Source organism: Cupriavidus metallidurans CH34, assembly GCF_000196015.1.
In the GTDB taxonomy this organism is placed as follows: Bacteria; Pseudomonadota; Gammaproteobacteria; order Burkholderiales; family Burkholderiaceae; genus Cupriavidus; species Cupriavidus metallidurans.
This window is the reverse complement of the sequence record NC_007973.1, coordinates 2,644,588-2,660,687: the sequence shown is the minus strand read 5'-3', so window position 1 is coordinate 2,660,687 and position 16,100 is coordinate 2,644,588. Positions and strand designations below refer to the sequence as shown.

At 63.9% G+C, this 16,100-nt stretch carries 13 protein-coding genes; 8 read left to right on the top strand and 5 right to left on the bottom strand.

Annotated elements, in window-relative coordinates; translation table 11 throughout:
* Positions 1 to 74 precede the first annotated feature (74 nt).
* The 4 genes from RMET_RS12280 (at position 75) to RMET_RS12265 (ending at position 4,657) form a co-directional block, all read left to right on the top strand.
* Entirely contained in the window at positions 75 to 761 is a 687-nt protein-coding gene (locus RMET_RS12280; protein ID WP_011517041.1) for a LutC/YkgG family protein, read from the top strand.
* A gap of 98 nt (positions 762 to 859) precedes the next feature.
* Complete coding sequence (locus tag RMET_RS12275) at positions 860 to 2,290, top strand: sodium:proton antiporter (RefSeq protein ID WP_011517040.1); 1,431 nt, start codon at positions 860 to 862, stop codon at positions 2,288 to 2,290.
* A gap of 5 nt (positions 2,291 to 2,295) precedes the next feature.
* Positions 2,296 to 3,291: a 2-hydroxyacid dehydrogenase gene (locus tag RMET_RS12270; protein ID WP_029307391.1), complete on the top strand. Its 996-nt coding sequence runs from the start codon at positions 2,296 to 2,298 to the stop codon at positions 3,289 to 3,291.
* A 19-nt stretch (positions 3,292 to 3,310) separates the two neighbouring features.
* The gene (locus tag RMET_RS12265) at positions 3,311 to 4,657 is read left to right on the top strand and encodes a DNA recombination protein RmuC (protein WP_011517038.1); all 1,347 of its coding nucleotides are present in this window, start codon (positions 3,311 to 3,313) and stop codon (positions 4,655 to 4,657) included.
* Positions 4,658 to 4,810: 153 nt separating this feature from the next.
* On the opposite strand, the gene RMET_RS12260 is transcribed toward RMET_RS12265, so the two are convergent.
* The 5 genes from RMET_RS12260 to RMET_RS12240 form a co-directional block, all read right to left on the bottom strand.
* Entirely contained in the window at positions 4,811 to 5,092 is a 282-nt protein-coding gene (locus RMET_RS12260) for a hypothetical protein (protein WP_008648396.1), read from the bottom strand.
* A gap of 179 nt (positions 5,093 to 5,271) precedes the next feature.
* Positions 5,272 to 6,558 carry a molybdopterin molybdotransferase MoeA gene (moeA, locus tag RMET_RS12255; protein WP_011517037.1) on the bottom strand — a complete coding sequence of 429 codons (1,287 nt, stop codon included), beginning with the start codon at positions 6,556 to 6,558 and terminating at the stop codon, positions 5,272 to 5,274.
* 94 nt (positions 6,559 to 6,652) lie between these two features.
* Complete coding sequence (gene mobA, locus RMET_RS12250) at positions 6,653 to 7,264, bottom strand: molybdenum cofactor guanylyltransferase MobA (protein WP_011517036.1); 612 nt, start codon at positions 7,262 to 7,264, stop codon at positions 6,653 to 6,655.
* A gap of 37 nt (positions 7,265 to 7,301) precedes the next feature.
* The gene (gene moaA / locus RMET_RS12245) at positions 7,302 to 8,426 is read right to left on the bottom strand and encodes a GTP 3',8-cyclase MoaA (RefSeq protein ID WP_029310027.1); all 1,125 of its coding nucleotides are present in this window, start codon (positions 8,424 to 8,426) and stop codon (positions 7,302 to 7,304) included.
* A gap of 245 nt (positions 8,427 to 8,671) precedes the next feature.
* Positions 8,672 to 11,785, bottom strand: a complete 3,114-nt coding sequence (locus tag RMET_RS12240) for an Rne/Rng family ribonuclease (protein ID WP_011517034.1) — start codon at positions 11,783 to 11,785, stop codon at positions 8,672 to 8,674.
* 981 nt (positions 11,786 to 12,766) lie between these two features.
* On the opposite strand from RMET_RS12240, the gene RMET_RS12235 reads away from it, so the two are divergent.
* The 4 genes from RMET_RS12235 to RMET_RS12220 are packed head-to-tail and all read left to right on the top strand — an operon-like array spanning position 12,767 to position 16,076.
* Positions 12,767 to 13,777, top strand: coding sequence for an RluA family pseudouridine synthase (locus tag RMET_RS12235; protein WP_029310031.1), 1,011 nt, complete (start codon positions 12,767 to 12,769; stop codon positions 13,775 to 13,777).
* A gap of 58 nt (positions 13,778 to 13,835) precedes the next feature.
* Entirely contained in the window at positions 13,836 to 14,495 is a 660-nt protein-coding gene (locus RMET_RS12230) for an HAD-IA family hydrolase (protein WP_011517032.1), read from the top strand.
* Complete coding sequence (locus RMET_RS12225) at positions 14,488 to 14,871, top strand: Rieske (2Fe-2S) protein (protein ID WP_011517031.1); 384 nt, start codon at positions 14,488 to 14,490, stop codon at positions 14,869 to 14,871. The genes RMET_RS12230 and RMET_RS12225 overlap by 8 nt, the downstream gene beginning before the upstream one ends.
* Positions 14,872 to 14,912: 41 nt before the next feature.
* The gene (locus RMET_RS12220) at positions 14,913 to 16,076 is read left to right on the top strand and encodes a S49 family peptidase (RefSeq protein ID WP_011517030.1); all 1,164 of its coding nucleotides are present in this window, start codon (positions 14,913 to 14,915) and stop codon (positions 16,074 to 16,076) included.
* Positions 16,077 to 16,100: the final 24 nt, after the last annotated feature.

Here is a 16,100-nt window from a genome sequence, read left to right as displayed (position 1 = left end):
AACTTTCAACCGCGCGCATCAGGACGCTTTCTACAATCGGTCTGCCCCTTCAACTGCCACATACTCACATCGCCATGGAAACCAACGCCGCCCGTGACCGCATCTTCGCCCGCATCCGCGCTGCCCAGGGCCGGGGGCCCGCCGTGACCGAAGGTGAACGGGAGGCAGTGGCCGATTATCTGGCGCGACATCCACAAGGGCCGCAGCCTCCGGTTGACGGCGATCGTACAGCTGGGTTCGTCGCGCAGGCGCAAAAAATGGCCTCGACCGTGGATCGCGTGGCGACCCTGTCCGAAGTTCCGGCGGCCGTGGCGCGGTACGTGGATGGGCTGAAGCTCGTGCGCCGTGCCGTGGCATGGACCAGCCTGGGCAGCTTGCCGTGGGCGGAGCAGGGGATGACGGTCGAATGCCGCCCGCCGCTGCGCGATCCGCAAGGTGACCATGATCATGGCGACCTGGTCGGCATCACGGGCTGCTTCGTGGCGATTGCAGAGACTGGCTCGCTGATGCTGCTATCGGGCCCGGACACGTTTGCGTCGGCAGCGCTGCTGCCCGAGACCCATATTGCGGTGGTACCGGTGTCGCGCATCGTGGCCAATCTTGAAGAAGCCTTTGCGCAAATGCGCGCCGAGCATGGTCGACTGCCGCGCGCCACCAATATCATCAGCGGTCCGTCGCGAACCGGCGATATTGAGCAGACCATCGTGCTGGGCGCCCATGGCCCATACCGGGTGCACGTGATCCTCGTCGATCAGGGCTGATCATCGCCCCACGCGCCGCAACAGGCGCATTTTGAGACCTTTCTCCGAGGGGTTTGCTTTACACTGGCCCTCTTCACGAGAAAGGAGAAATCCACACGATGCGACGTGTCAGCACACTGCTTCCCCATTGTCTGCTTGCGCTTGTTGGACTGCTGCCGGGGTGGGGCCACGCTGCCGACCTCGACGGGGCGGCGTTAGCGCCAATCTGGGGACTGCCGTTTGCCGGCATTCTGTTGTCGATTGCGCTGTTTCCGCTGTTCGCGCCCAAGCTCTGGCATTACCACTACGGCAAGATCGCCGCGGCGTGGGGCGTGCTGTTCCTGGTGCCGTTCGCGACGGTCTTTGGCATGCATACCGCGGCGGCCAACGTCGTGCATGCGCTGCTGTCCGAGTACATCCCGTTCATCGTGCTGCTGACTGCGCTCTATGTGGTGGCGGGTGGTATCTGCGTGCGCGGCAACCTGCATGGCACACCAAAGCTGAACACCGGCATTCTCGCGCTGGGCACGTTGCTGGCCAGCATCATGGGCACCACCGGCGCGGCGATGCTACTGATCAGGCCGCTGCTTCGTGCCAACGACAATCGCAGGCATGTGGCGCATGTCGTCGTGTTTTTCATCTTCCTCGTGGCAAACGCAGGCGGTGCGCTGACGCCGCTCGGCGATCCACCGCTGTTCCTTGGTTTTCTGAAGGGCGTGGACTTCTTCTGGACCATGCGCAACATCCTGCCCGAGACGATCTTCATGTGGGTGCTGCTGCTGGCGCTGTTCTACGTGATCGATCGTCACTACTATCTGAATCGGGAAGAGGAACTGCCGGTCAGACAGGATCCGACGCCTGATTCGCGGGGCATTCGCATCGACGGCAAGGTGAACTTCGTGCTGCTGCTGGTCGTAATCGGCCTGGTGCTGATGAGCGGGCTGTGGAAGCCGGGCATCGTGTTCGATGTGATGGGCACGGACGTGCCGCTGCCGGCAGTATTGCGCGACGTTCTGCTGGTCGTGGTCACCGTGGCGTCGCTCATCGTCACGCCGCATGTGGCGCGCGCAGGAAACGAATTTAACTGGGAGCCGATCCTTGAGGTCGGCAAGCTGTTCGCCGGCATCTTTCTGACGATTATCCCCGTGATCGCCATGCTCAAGGCCGGTACGGATGGCGCTTTCGCCGGCGTGATCCGCGCGGTCAGCGATGGCAATGGGCAGCCTATCGACAGCATGTATTTCTGGGCCACAGGCATCCTGTCGTCGTTCCTCGACAATGCGCCGACCTACCTTGTCTTCTTCAATACCGCTGGTGGTGATCCGGCCACGCTGATGACGCGCGATGCTTCGACGCTGGCGGCGATTTCCGCTGGCGCGGTGTTCATGGGCGCCAATACCTACATCGGCAATGCGCCGAACCTGATGGTGAAGGCAATTGCTGAAAGCCGTGGCGTGCGGATGCCGAGCTTCTTCGGCTACATGGCCTGGTCCTGCACTGTGCTGCTGCCGCTGTTCCTGGTGATGACGCTCCTCTTTTTCCACGTATGACTGATATGAAGCCCTCCATTCTGGTCACCCGCGCAATCTTCCCCGACGTCATCGAACGGCTCGCGCAGTACTTTGACGTCGATGACAACCAGGAGGATCTGGTGCTCGACAGCGGCGCACTGCGAGAACGACTGGCGGGCAAGGTGGGTGTTCTGGCCAACGCTGCGGACCGGATCGATGGCGAACTGGTGGGGGCTTTGCCGCAGTTGCGTGCCGTATGCAACATGGCGGTCGGATACAACAACCTCGATCTGCCTGCGCTGACTGCGGCCGGCATCGTCGCGACCAACACGCCTGACGTGCTGACGGAAACCACCGCGGACTTCGGCTGGGCTCTGCTGATGGCAACGGCGCGTCGCGTGACCGAAGGGGAGCACTATCTTCGGGCTGGCAAATGGGAGCGCTGGAGCTACGACATGCTGGTCGGCATGGACGTCCAAGGCAGCACGCTGGGTATCCTCGGCATGGGGCGTATCGGCCAGGGGCTGGCGCGACGCGCGGCAGGCTTCGACATGCAGGTGCTTTATCACAACCGGAGCCAGTTGCCGGACGATGTCGAGCGTTCGCTCAATGCGCGATACGTGAGCAAGGCGGAACTGTTGCAGCAGTCCGACCACCTCATCCTGGTGCTGCCGTATAGCGTCGAAAGCCATCACGCCATTGGCGCAGCTGAAATCGCGCAGATGAAGCCGACTGCGACGCTGATCAATCTCGCGCGCGGTGGCATCGTCGACGACGCCGCGCTTGCGGCGGCACTGCGCGCACGCAAGATCTTTGCAGCGGGGCTTGATGTGTTCGAGGGCGAGCCGAGCGTGCATCCGGATCTGTTGACCGTGCCGAACGTCGTGCTGACGCCCCATATTGCCAGCGCTTCCGAGAAGACGCGCCGCGCCATGGCCAACCTGGCCGCGGACAATCTGATCGCCGCGCTGGACGTGGGTCCGCAGGCCGGGAAGCCGCCAACTGTCGTCAATCCTGAAGTGATGGCGCGTCGTCGCTGATTGCTGGGCTGCCCGAGACATGTCACTGGTTTCCATCCTGACCCTCGCGACCGCCGTGGTGGCGGTACTGCTGCTACTGGTGCTGGTATGGCGCACGCAGCGCAGATCCGCTGGCGCGGACCTGCAACCGCTGCTCGGCGAGTTGCGTGACGACGTGCGCGAGGATACCGCGCGTGGCCTGGAGCGGCTCGAACGCGAAGTGCGCACGGAAATCGCCGAAAGCGCGCGCGCCAATCGCGGTGAAGCCGGACAGCAGATGCTGCGATTCCAGCAGACGCTGTCGACGCATCTGACGAGCATCGCGACGGTACAGCAACAGCAGCTTGCGCAGTTGTCGGAAGCCAATGAGCGGCGGCTGGTGGAGGTGCGCGCGACGCTCGAACAGAAGCTGCGCGACATCGAGGCCAACAATGCAGCCAAGCTTGAGGAAATGCGTCGCACCGTGGACGAGAAGCTCCACGCCACGCTGGAGCAGCGGCTCGGTGAATCGTTCAAGCTGGTGTCCGATCGTCTGGAGCAAGTCCATCGTGGACTCGGCGAGATGCAGGTGCTGGCGCAGGGCGTAGGCGACCTCAAGCGCGTGCTGACCAATGTGAAGTCGCGCGGCACATGGGGCGAGGTTCAGCTCGAAATGCTGCTTGAGCAAATACTCACGCCTGACCAGTACGCCAAGAATGTCGAAACGGTCCGCAGTTCTGGCGCACGCGTCGAGTTTGCCATCCGTCTGCCTGGGCGAGAGTTGGAGAGCGGGGCGGTCTGGCTGCCGATCGACGCCAAGTTCCCGAAGGAGCAATACGAGCGCCTGATCGACGCCCAGGACCGGGGTGATGTGGACGGGGTGAACAGTGCGAGCCGTGAGCTCGAGGTCGCAGTGCGGCGCGAAGCCCAGACGATCTCGGAGAAGTATCTGTCGCCTCCCGCAACGACGGACTTTGCGATTCTGTTCCTGCCTACCGAAGGGTTATATGCCGAGGTGCTGCGGCGCCCAGGACTAACTGACCTGCTGCAGCGAGACTATCGAGTGACTGTGGCTGGCCCAACGACGCTGACCGCGTTGCTCAACAGTTTGCAGATGGGTTTCCGCACGCTTGCATTGGAGAAACGATCGAGCGAAGTCTGGGAGGTGCTCGGCGCCGTGAAAACCGAGTTCGGCAAATTCGGTGAAGTCCTCGCCAAGACGCGTGACACGCTGGTACGTGCGGCTCGGAACATCGAACAGGCCGAAGTCCGTACCCGGCAAATGGAACGCAAGCTGCGTACCGTCGAGGCGTTACCTGGAGATTTGGCGGAACAGCTACTGGGAACGGCCGAGAAGGCCTCAGTGGATGCAGATGCTGCGGAGCAGGGGCAGGCGGAAGGCCTTTAGTCTCTCAGATTCGGACGCGTTCTCGGAGCGTCCACAAGGCTGTAGATCAGCCGCCGGAGGAAGGCGGCGAAAGTTACAACATTTGCCTACGGCACGTCCAGCTTGTGGCGCTGCGCGGAACCGGCGCAGCGCCTGAGTGACAGTCGAAACGGCTTACTGACGATCTTCGGGCGTCAATTCGCGCACGTGAACTTCGATGCCGCCGAAGCGGGCAGCCACCCAGTTGTATGCCTTGCAACCGAGCCAGAGCAGTCCGAATCCGATCAACGCGTTGAGGATCAGGGCCGTGAAGACGGTGATGCCGGGCAGGTCGCCGTAGCGAATGAAGGCGACGAACAGGCCCATGGCGACGATCGGTACGGAAAAGCACAGGTAGACCAGCACCAGCGCGCGAGCGGTTTTGACAGGGTGGAGGTACGCGATCTCCTGGTTCATGACGACAGACACAATATTCGGGGATTCGGATTTTCGTGCTGCAAGTGTAGCGATTGGGGCTTGCGACGCCTAGTCTGCCCCTCTTGTGGGTGGGCAATTCGGATGGCGGGGCGCGGCTTTTGCCGCCGAATGCGGCACAAAAACGACACCCGTCGCAGGACGTTGCCGTACCGCTGCGCTTAGATCAATCCGTCGAAAAGCATGATTTCGACGCTTTCCCCCGCTTCCACGGTGCCTTGTTCATGCGCGAGCACGATAAAGCAGTTGGCTTCGCTCATGGACCGCAACACCCCTGAGCCCTGCTGGCCTGTGACGCGGACTTCCAGCGTGCCATCGGCACCGGGGGCGAGAATGCCTCGCTGGTATTCGGTACGGCCCGGTTTCTTGCGAATGGTTCCGGCGCTGCGCACGCGCATCAGCGGGAGTGGGGCGACCTTGGCACCCATCAATCGATGCAGCGCTGCCCGCACGAAATGGTAGAACGTGACCATCACGGCCACCGGATTGCCTGGCAGGCCGAACAACAGTGCTTCGCGGCCATTCGACGTGATGCGTCCAAATGCCATCGGGCGGCCGGGGCGCATTGCGATCTTCCAGAAGGTGACGTCGCCCAGTTGCGCCATGATCTGCTTGGTGTAGTCCGCTTCTCCGACGGAAACGCCGCCTGACGTGATGATCGCGTCGGCATTCTCGCAAGCGCTGCGGAACGCGGCTTCCAGTGCTTCCGGGTCGTCCCGGACCACGCCCATGTCGATCAGGTCGACATTGAGACGGCGCAGCATACCGTGCAGCGTGTAGCGGTTCGAGTCGTAGACGCAGCCCGGGTCCAGTACCTCGCCGATCGAGCGGAGCTCGTCGCCGGTGGAGAAGAAGGCCACGCGCAGGCGACGGCGCACTTTGACTTCGGCCACACCAAGCGAGGCCAGCAGGCCGATATCCGCTGGCTGAAGGATGCGGCCCGCAGCAAGCGCGGCCTGCCCGCTGGCCAGATCCTCGCCACGCAGCCGGCGGTTGTCGCCGGCGCGCACGGCATCAGCCGCGAAACGGATCTGGTTGCCACCGGCCTGGATCTCAACAAATTCCTGAGGCACCACCGTATCGCAACCGTCGGGCATGACCGCGCCGGTCATGATCCGCACGGCTTGCCCCGGGCCTGCCGGGCTACCAAGCGCATTGCCGGCGTAGGCCGTACCGATGACCTGAAGCACCACGTCGCTCCCGGCGTCGGCCAGCGCCGCGCTGCTGAACGCGTAGCCGTCCATCGCGGAGTTGTCATGCGCCGGCACGTCGATCGACGAGATCACATCCTCGGCCAGCACGCGATCGAGTGCGGTGCGGATCGCCAGTTGTTCGATGCCGCCAACAGGCTCGATCACATCGCCAATGATGGCGTTGGCCTTCGCCACGGGCAGGGCGGAGGGGTCGTAGTCTGACAGGCAGGAGATGACGGATTGAAGCGAAGGCATGGCGTAGTCTGGTGGCGCGCGTGACAGTCTGAACAGAAACAGTGGACGGCGCGCGTGTACTCGGAAGGCGAGGTCTTGAGCGTAGGCTGGAAGTCTAACCCGCGCGCTTCTCGCTTTCGTGCATGTGCAGTTCGTCGAGCGTGTTGATATTGGCGAAGGCCGCGGCATCGTCGAACGGCACTTCCACCAGCCGATGGCTGGCCGCCCAGGTCTCGATCTTGCGGCCGCCACCGTTCAGATAGGCGACCAGGCTGTCGATGGCCGAGGCCGGCATCAGGCAGAACACGGGCTGGGTCTGGCGCCGGCCGTCGGCGTCGATCGTGACCGGAATCGCCAGTTCGGCGTCCTCGGTCTCGATGGCCTGGGCCAGCCGTTGCACCAGATCCGTGGGCAGGAATGGCGAATCGCAAGGCGCCGTCACCATCCAGCCGGTCTGGCATTGCTCGAGCCCTGCCAGCATGCCGGCCAGGGGACCTGCGAAGTCGGGCACGGAGTCGGTGACGACCGGCACACCGAACGATTCATAGGCGGCAAGGTTGCGATTGGCGTTGATCAGCACCGCGCCGGTCTGCGCGGAAAGGCGCATCAGCGTGTGCATGGCCATCGGCACGCCGCGAAGCGGTTGCAGGCCCTTGTCCGTGCCGCCCATGCGGCTGCCTCGGCCGCCGGCCAGGATCAGGCCGGTTATGTCGTCGCGTGAAATCATGGATCTCGAGGATTGGGGCGCGGCGCCCGGAAGGGCATCACCCGCCGATATAGGACATCTCGATCTTGCGCTCGGCGCGTGCCGCGCGAATTGCCGGATCGCTGCGCTGTTCGGAATAGTTGTCGGTGCGGCCTTGCCAGACCTGGGCGATTGCGTTGGCGATCTCCAGGTCGCTGTGCCCACCGCGCAGCAGGGCGCGCAGGTCGTAGCCCTCGGTGGCGAACAGGCACAGATAGAGCCGACCTTCGGTCGACAGCCGGATGCGGCTGCAGTCTCCGCAGAAGGCCTGCGTGACGCTCGAAATCACGCCGATCTCGCCGCCGCCATCCCGGTAGCGCCAACGCTCTGCGGTCTCGCCCGAGTAATTGGCGGCCACAGCGTCCAGCGGAAACACTTCGTCGATCCGGCGCACGACTTCGGCCGATGGCAGAACTTCGCCCATCTGCCAGTGGTTGCTGGCGCCCACGTCCATGAACTCGATGAAGCGCATGATGATGCCGCTGCCGCGGAAGTGGCGCGCCAACGGCACAATTTCGCCGTCGTTGGTGCCACGCTTGACCACCATGTTGACCTTGATCGGCGCCAGCCCGACGGCTTGCGCCACTTCGATGCCGTGGAGCACGTCGCGCACGGCATAGTCGACGTCGTTCATCTTGCGGAAGATCGCGTCGTCAATGGCATCAAGGCTCACGCTGATGCGGGACAGTCCGGCGTCGCGCAATGACTGCGCCTTGCGTGCGAGCAGTGATGCGTTGGTGGTCAGCGTCAGGTCCAGCGGCTTGCCCGATACGGTTTCGATGCGCGCGAGCATTTCCACGAGTCGCTCGATGTTCTTGCGCAGTAGCGGTTCGCCGCCGGTCAAACGAATCTTCTCCACACCCTGCGAGACGAAAATGCGCGCGGTGCGCTCGATCTCTTCGAAGCTCAGCAACTCGGAGTGGGGCAGGAACGTGTAGTCCTTGTCGAACACTTCCTTCGGCATGCAGTACACGCAGCGGAAGTTGCAGCGGTCAGTGACCGAGATACGCAGGTCATGCAGCGGCCGGCCGCGTGTATCGGCGACGAGTCCGTTCGGCGCAACCAGGTGCGAAGGAATGCTCGGCACCATCGAACGGTATCGATGGTCGCGCAGGTCGAGAATGGGGATGACGGTATCGGTCATGGCCAGGGTGAGGACGGAGGCTCTTCGGCGCGCGGGCGCCAGGGAGGCCTTTCTGTCAGCCATTCTAGCCGAGCGGCATCGGGCATCGTGGATGACATTATTGCCATAGGGTCACAGTTTGCCCGAGGCAGCTGCAATACAGCTTGCGGCATTGCAGCAAGTCAATCAATCCGCAAACAAAAAAAGGGGACGGCTTCTGGCCGTCCCCTTTCCCCTTGCCGGCGCGCGGTCAGCGCGCGAGGCAATTACTGCTGTTGCTGCTGTTGCTGTGCAGCGGCTTGCTGTACGCCACCGGTCTCGACCAGAACCATCGGGCCTTCCGGCAGCGGCGGTAGCGGCTTGCGCTCACGCGGCACGCGCGGTGCCGGCACGATCTGCGAAGCGGCTTCCTGTGCGGCGCGGTGCTTGTCGCCGTCCGTACGGACCCACTCCAGGCCAGCCGCAGCCAGCATCGGCTCCAGGTTCTCGGCGCTTGGCGCGGCGGTCACCTGCGTTGCGGCCGATACGACTGCCACGGTTTCCACCACGGCTGCAACCGGGGCTGCAACCGGGGCTGCAACCGGGGCTGCAACCGGGGCTGCAACCGGGGCCGGCGCGACGTCCGGCGTGGCGATGACAGGTTCCGAAATCACCGGAGCAGCTGCCACGGGAGCGGCTACCACCGGCGCAGTCTCGACCGGAGCGGGCGTCACTACCGGCGCCGCTTGCGGCTCGGCCACGGCTGCGAAGACGGGCTCGGATGCCACCGGGGCTACCGGAGCGACCGGTGCTGCTGGGGCCACTTCCGCCGGCGTCACCGCCACGGCCGTTTCGACAGCCTTGACGCTTTCATCGGCCTCGGCAACAGCGGGCTGGAAGCCAGTCGACTCAGATTCCGATTCCGTCACGCCTGCGCTGACTTCGGCCAGATTGGCTTCGTCGCCGTCAATACCTTCGGCATTTTGCGCAGTGTCATCACGGTCGCGGCGATAGCGGTTGCGGCCGCGACGATTGCGGCGACGGCGTTCTTCGCCTTCACCGGTCTCGGCACCTTCCACGCCAGCCGGCAGTTCTGTGGTGTCTGCTTCCGTGGTCACGGCGACCATTGCGGCGGCTGCGGCGGCTGCGGCGGCTGCGGCGACTGGCGCTACCTGGGCGGCGCCGACGGCCAACTGCGGCGCTTCGGTGCTCAGTGCCTCATCGGTCTCGCGGGCCTCATTGCGCTCGCGTTGACGCTCGCGCTGACGCTCGCGGCGTTCCTGGCTGCGCTCGCGGCGGCCTTCCTGGCGTGCCTCGGCACGTTCCGGCTGGGCGATTGCCGGGGTGGCCTGGCCTTCGCGAGGCGCGCGTGCAGGGCGTTCGCCACGTTGCTCACGCGGCTCACGCTGCTCACGTTGTTCGCCGCGTTGCTGCTCGCTGCGTTCACCACGCTGGCCACGACCCTGACGGTCACCGCGCTGTTCGCCACGCTCGCCGCGCTGGCCACGGCCCTCGCGACCTTCACGACCTTCGCGTCCCTCACGGCCTTCACCACGGCCTTCGCCGCGTTGACCGCGCTCGCGGCGGCCTTCACCACCGCGCGACGGGGTTTCGGCTGCCGGCTTTGCCGGTGCCTCGGGCGGCGTGGCCGGCTTGGCGCCGAACAGGCCCTTGAGCCAGGCAATGAAACCGCCGCTGGCCACCGGCTGGGTTGCCGGTGCGGGGCGCGCCGCAGGCGCCTCCGGGCGCACGCGCTCAGGGCGCGGCACCGAAACCGGAGCCGGCGCGTCGGGCGTGATGCCCTTGACGGCCGCTTCCTGACGCGGACGCGTTTCTTCCTTCTTGCGGCTGCTGTAGCTCGTGTCGGCCTCGAGTTCCTTGGCGGCAGCCTCGGCCATGCGGTAGCTGGCGGTCGATTCTTCCAGGCGCGGATCGTCGTGGCGCAGGCGCTCGAGCTTGTAATGCGGCGTTTCGAGGTGCTTGTTCGGGATCAGCAGCACGTTGACCTTGAAGCGCAACTCGATCAGGTTGATTTCCTGACGCTTTTCGTTCAGCAGGAAAGCGGCCACTTCCACCGGCACCTGGCAGTGGATGGCGGCCGTGTTTTCCTTCATCGCCTCTTCCTGGATGATGCGCAGCACCTGCAGGGCGGACGATTCGGTATCGCGGATGTGGCCCGTGCCGTTGCAGCGCGGGCAGGTGATATGCGAGCCTTCGGACAGGGACGGACGCAGGCGCTGGCGCGACAGCTCCATCAGGCCGAAACGACTGATCTTGCCCATCTGCACGCGGGCGCGGTCGTGGCGCAGCGCATCCTTCAGGCGCGTTTCCACATCCTTCTGGGCCTTGCCGGACTCCATGTCGATGAAGTCGATCACGATCAGGCCGCCAAGGTCGCGCAGGCGCAGCTGGCGGGCGATTTCGTCGGCCGCTTCCAGGTTGGTGCGCAGCGCGGTTTCCTCGATGTCCGCACCCTTGGTGGCGCGGGCCGAGTTCACGTCGACGGAAACGAGGGCTTCGGTGTGGTCGATCACGATGGCACCACCCGACGGCAGCATCACCATGCGGGAGTAGGCCGATTCGATCTGGTGCTCGATCTGGAAGCGCGAGAAGAGCGGCACGTCGTCGCGGTACTTCTTCACGCGACTCATGTTGTCCGGCATGACCACGCTCATGAAGGCGCGGGCCTGCTCATAAATCTCGTCGGTATCGATCAGGATTTCGCCGATATCGGGCTGGAAGTAGTCGCGGATCGCGCGGATCACGAGGCTGGATTCCAGATAGATCAGCAGCGGGGCCTTGTTGTCGCCGGCGGCGCCGTCGATGGCCTTCCACAGCTGCAACAGGTAGTTCAGGTCCCACTGCAGTTCTTCGGCGGCACGGCCGATACCGGCGGTGCGCGCGATGATGCTCATGCCTTCCGGCACCTGGAGCTGCGCCATCGTCTCGCGCAGTTCCTGGCGGTCTTCGCCCTCGATGCGGCGCGAAACGCCACCACCGCGCGGGTTGTTCGGCATCAGCACCAGGTAGCGGCCGGCAAGCGAGATGAACGTGGTCAGGGCTGCGCCCTTGTTGCCGCGCTCTTCCTTCTCAACCTGGACGATCAGTTCCTGGCCTTCGTGCAGGGCGTCCTGGATGCGCGCGTTGCGCACGTCCACGCCGTCCTTGAAGAAGGCGCGCGCCACTTCCTTGAACGGCAGGAAGCCATGGCGCTCTTCGCCGTAGTTGACGAAGCACGCTTCCAGCGAGGGTTCGATCCGGGTGATGACACCCTTGTAGATGTTGCCTTTGCGCTGTTCGCGCCCGGCAGTTTCGATGTCGATGTCGATCAGTTTCTGACCATCGACGATGGCGACGCGCAGTTCTTCCTGTTGCGTCGCGTTAAACAGCATGCGTTTCATCGCAATACCTCACTCCAGTGCCGCGGGTGCCAAATGTCATGAATCGGCCATGCCCGCAACGGTCCAGGGAGCACGCGAGGAAAGTGAGCGAGGGTGGGAGAATTGCCAAAGACGCCAGCGCGCGCAAAAACGCGGCCGGCTGGGCGCGGGTGAAAGGAGAAGCTGTCGGCGAATTGGCCGTCCCTGTGGACGGGCAGTCAGTTGGGTCGGGAGAGCAATGCAATATTGCTCCTGATACAGCGACCTCTGGCGGATACCGGCTGGCCGGGGGCGGGGGGACGTGTACGCCGTGCCGGCGGCACAGGCTTTCGTTTCCCCTCGCAGCCGGGCCGGGGTGGCCAAGACGCGTCAAAGAGCAAGTTATCCGGACGCGGCGTGCGCATGCCGATACCAATCCGACCTGTGTGCTGGCGGGCGCGCCACTGCTTCTTGGCGTTCTACGTCAGGGCGCCAGACGATCCGGGTGTTATGAACCACGCCGGATCGCGGCCGATTTGCAGGTCGGTTGGCAGGCTGGCCTGCCGGGCCGGCACCGATTCCCGGTGCGGGCGGTCTTCTCTCACCGATGTGGATGCCCGATGGCGGGCATCCACATTGAATTCTTTTCTACCTGAACACTCAGTTTCCACGTGTCGACCGGTTCGATGCCGAAGTTACCTCTGGGCAACTTCCTGCGTGCCGGCGCGGCGCGTGCGTGCTGCTGATTGCCACCATTCGCCTGTCCGGCGCTTGCGGGGTACGCAATAAGCGGGGGACGGGCCGGGTCGATGGCAACCCGAAGTGTAAAATGCGAAATCTTGCGCGGATACTGGTGGGACTACCCAATTCAATCTGTTGGGTGTCCCGCATGTTCCTGCCCGATGCGCCGCGAAAAATGGCTGGCAAATCCGGGCAGGTTTTCAGGGCTCGCGCCAAACCTCGCTTACACAGGTCGTGCGTTTCCGGTCTTTGGCCGGTAACGGCCGGGAAATTATATTGAAAATGAATGAGTTACGCCATCAAATTGCAACGGAGCCGCAATCGCGCCCCAGCGGGCTCCAAGTGGCGTACGTGACAGTCGACGAAAGTTCGGAAGGGCAGCGCATCGACAACTTCCTGTTGAAGGTGGCCAAGGGCGTGCCCAAAAGCCACATTTATCGCGTGTTGCGCTCGGGCGAAGTGCGCGTCAACAAAGGTCGGGTCGACGCCACTTATCGGCTGCAGAACGGGGATGTGGTGCGTATCCCGCCGATGCGCGTGGCGGAGAAGGCTGCCCCGACCGGTGGTTTCGTGCCCGCCGGCGAGTTTCCTGTGCTTTTTGAGGATGCCGCGCTGCTCGTGATCGACAAGCCGGCCGGCGTGGCCGTGCATGGCGGGTCTGGGGTGGCCTTCGGTGTGATCGAACAGCTACGCCGCGCCAGGCCGGAGGCGAAGTTCCTCGAGCTGGTCCACCGGCTCGATCGGGAAACGTCCGGAATTTTGGTGCTGGCGAAGAAGCGTTCCGTGCTGGTGCACCTGCACGAGCAGATTCGTGGCAACGGCATGGACAAGCGGTATTTCGCCTGCGTGGCGGGCGAGTTTCCGAACACGCGCCAGCATGTGAAGCTACCTCTATATAAATACAGCACGCCGGACGGCGAACGCCGCGTGCGTGTGCAGGCGGACGGGTTGGCGTCACATACGGTCTTCAATCGCATGGAGGCCTTCGATGGCTACACGTTGCTGGAGGCCGAACTGAAGACCGGGCGGACGCACCAGATTCGCGTGCATCTGCAATCGATTGGCTTCCCGATCGTTGGTGATGATAAATATGGCGATTTTGCGCTCAATAAGGCGCTTTCTCGCAGCGGCACCAAGCCGGGGCTGAAACGCATGTTCCTGCATGCGCACCGGCTCACGCTGACACATCCGGTCACCGGCGCGCCGATGACAGTGTCCGCGCCATTGCCTGCCGAGTGTGTTGAATTTCTGCAACAATTGCGGCAAGGGCGACCAGCGCGCGACGCGGACTGATCCGTACGCACCATCGCTGTTAGCGCTCACACACTTTCAGTATCCAACAAGGACCGCAATGGCCAGGCAGCGCTTCGACCTGATCGTCTTCGACTGGGATGGAACCCTGATGGATTCCACCCCGACCATCGCCAAATGCATACAGCTCGCCAGCCGTGACCTGGGACTGCCAGTGCCGGATGACAGCGCGGCCAGCCATGTAATCGGACTCGGCCTGAAAGACGCGCTCTCGTATGCAGTGCCGACGCTCGATCCCGCCGACTATCCGCGTCTGGCGGAACGCTACCGCTATCACTTCCTGACGCGTGACGCCGAACTGGTGCTGTTTCCGGGCGTGCTCGACATGCTCGAGGCGCTTCACGCCGAGCATTACTTCCTGGGCGTGGCCACCGGCAAGACCCGAGTCGGACTCGAACGTGCCCTGGCGGCAACTGGCATCGGCAAGCTGTTCGATGCTACGCGCTGCGCCGACGAGACGTTCTCGAAGCCGCATCCGGCCATGCTCCACGAACTGACGCGCGAACTTGGCCAGGATATCGGTAGGACCGTGATGATCGGCGACACGACCCACGACCTGCAGATGGCCATCAACGCTGGCGCGCAGGGGCTTGGCGTCACCTACGGCGCGCATCCGGCGGAATCGCTGCGTGAGATGTCGCCTGTGCATTGCGCAACGTCGATTTCCGACCTGCAGGCCTGGCTGCTCGCTCATGCCTGAAGCATCGCTGGAACCGCGGCGCCTTTGCGCGGCAGAGGAACTGGTCGACGGTGGCGCAGGTGTGCGCTTTGCCGTGCGTCTCAACACGCGGGAGATCGGCGCGTTCGTCGTGCGATACGACGGCGCCGCGCACGGCTATCTGAATCAGTGCGCCCATGTGCCGATGGAACTGGACTGGCAGGAAGGCCAGTTTTTCGATAGTGCGGGCTTATACTTGATGTGCGCTACACATGGCGCGACCTACGCGCCGGACACCGGCTTGTGCGTGGGTGGCCCGTGCAAGGGGGCCGCGCTCGCCAAGCTCCGGATCGAGGAGCGCGAGGGCGCGGTCTTCTGGTTGCCTGAACCCCCATTTTTCCCGCTCGACGCCGAGTAAGGCGGAGCGGGACGTCATCTGACTTTATCGAGTCCATTCGCATGACAGAACAGCAAAATCCGCCGAACGAACCGGGTCAACCGCAAGAGCGCGCGGGCGACGACAGCAAGCTGGAGACGGCAAAGCACGCCGAATTCCCGCTGGAGCGGGAACTGCAGGCTGGCGACGACGCGGCCAAGCGCGAAGCCGACGAGCGGCGCGCCCGCCTGGCAGGCAAGGGCGGTCCGGTTGGTGGCAGCAGCGGCAGCGGTGGTGGCAGTGGTAGTGGCGGCTGGGAGCGCGACGTGCTCGAGAAGGTGCTGATGGCCTCCCTGCGCGAGCAGCGCTCGGCGCGACGCTGGAAGATCTTCTTCCGCTTTCTTACCCTCGCCATCGTTGCACTGATTCTCTACGCGGTGATCGACTTCAAGGGGGATGTGCTGAGTTCGACGAGCGGTCGCCATACCGCCATGGTCACGCTCGACGGCGAAATTGCCGCCGGCACCACGGCCAGCGCGGACTCTATCAACGCCGCGCTTCAGGCGGCCTTCGAGGACACATCGGCAGCTGGCGTGATCCTGAAGATCAACTCGCCAGGCGGCTCGCCGGTACAGGCCGGCATCATCAACGACGAGATTCACCGCCTGCGCAAGCTGTATCCGGACAAGCCGTTCTACGTGGTGGTCGAGGAAATCTGCGCATCTGGCGGCTATTACGTGGCCGCCGCAGCCGACAAGATCTATGTCGACAAGGCCAGTATTGTTGGGTCGATCGGCGTGCTGATGGATGGCTTTGGCTTTACGGGCCTGATGGACAAGGTCGGCGTCCAGCGCCGCCTGTACACGTCAGGCGCCAATAAGGGCATGCTCGATCCGTTCTCGCCGGAAGTGCCACGCCAGAAGGGCTACGCGGAGTCCATGCTCAAGGAGATCCACCAGCAGTTCATCGACGTGGTGAAGGAAGGTCGTGGCGATCGGCTCAAGAACGATCCCGAACTGTTCTCGGGGCTCTTCTGGTCGGGTGAGCGCGCTGTGGAGCTTGGGCTGGCCGATGGCCTGGGTAGCGCGGACTACGTGGCCCGGGACCTGTTCAAGGCCGAGGACATCGTCGACTACACGGTCAAGGAGAACATCGCCGAACGCATGGCCAAGCGCTTCGGCGCGGCCGCTGGATCGGCGGCGATGAAGTTGATGATGATGAGTGCAACCGTGCCTTCGGTGCGGTAATCGGCGCGATGCGCCCATGCAAAA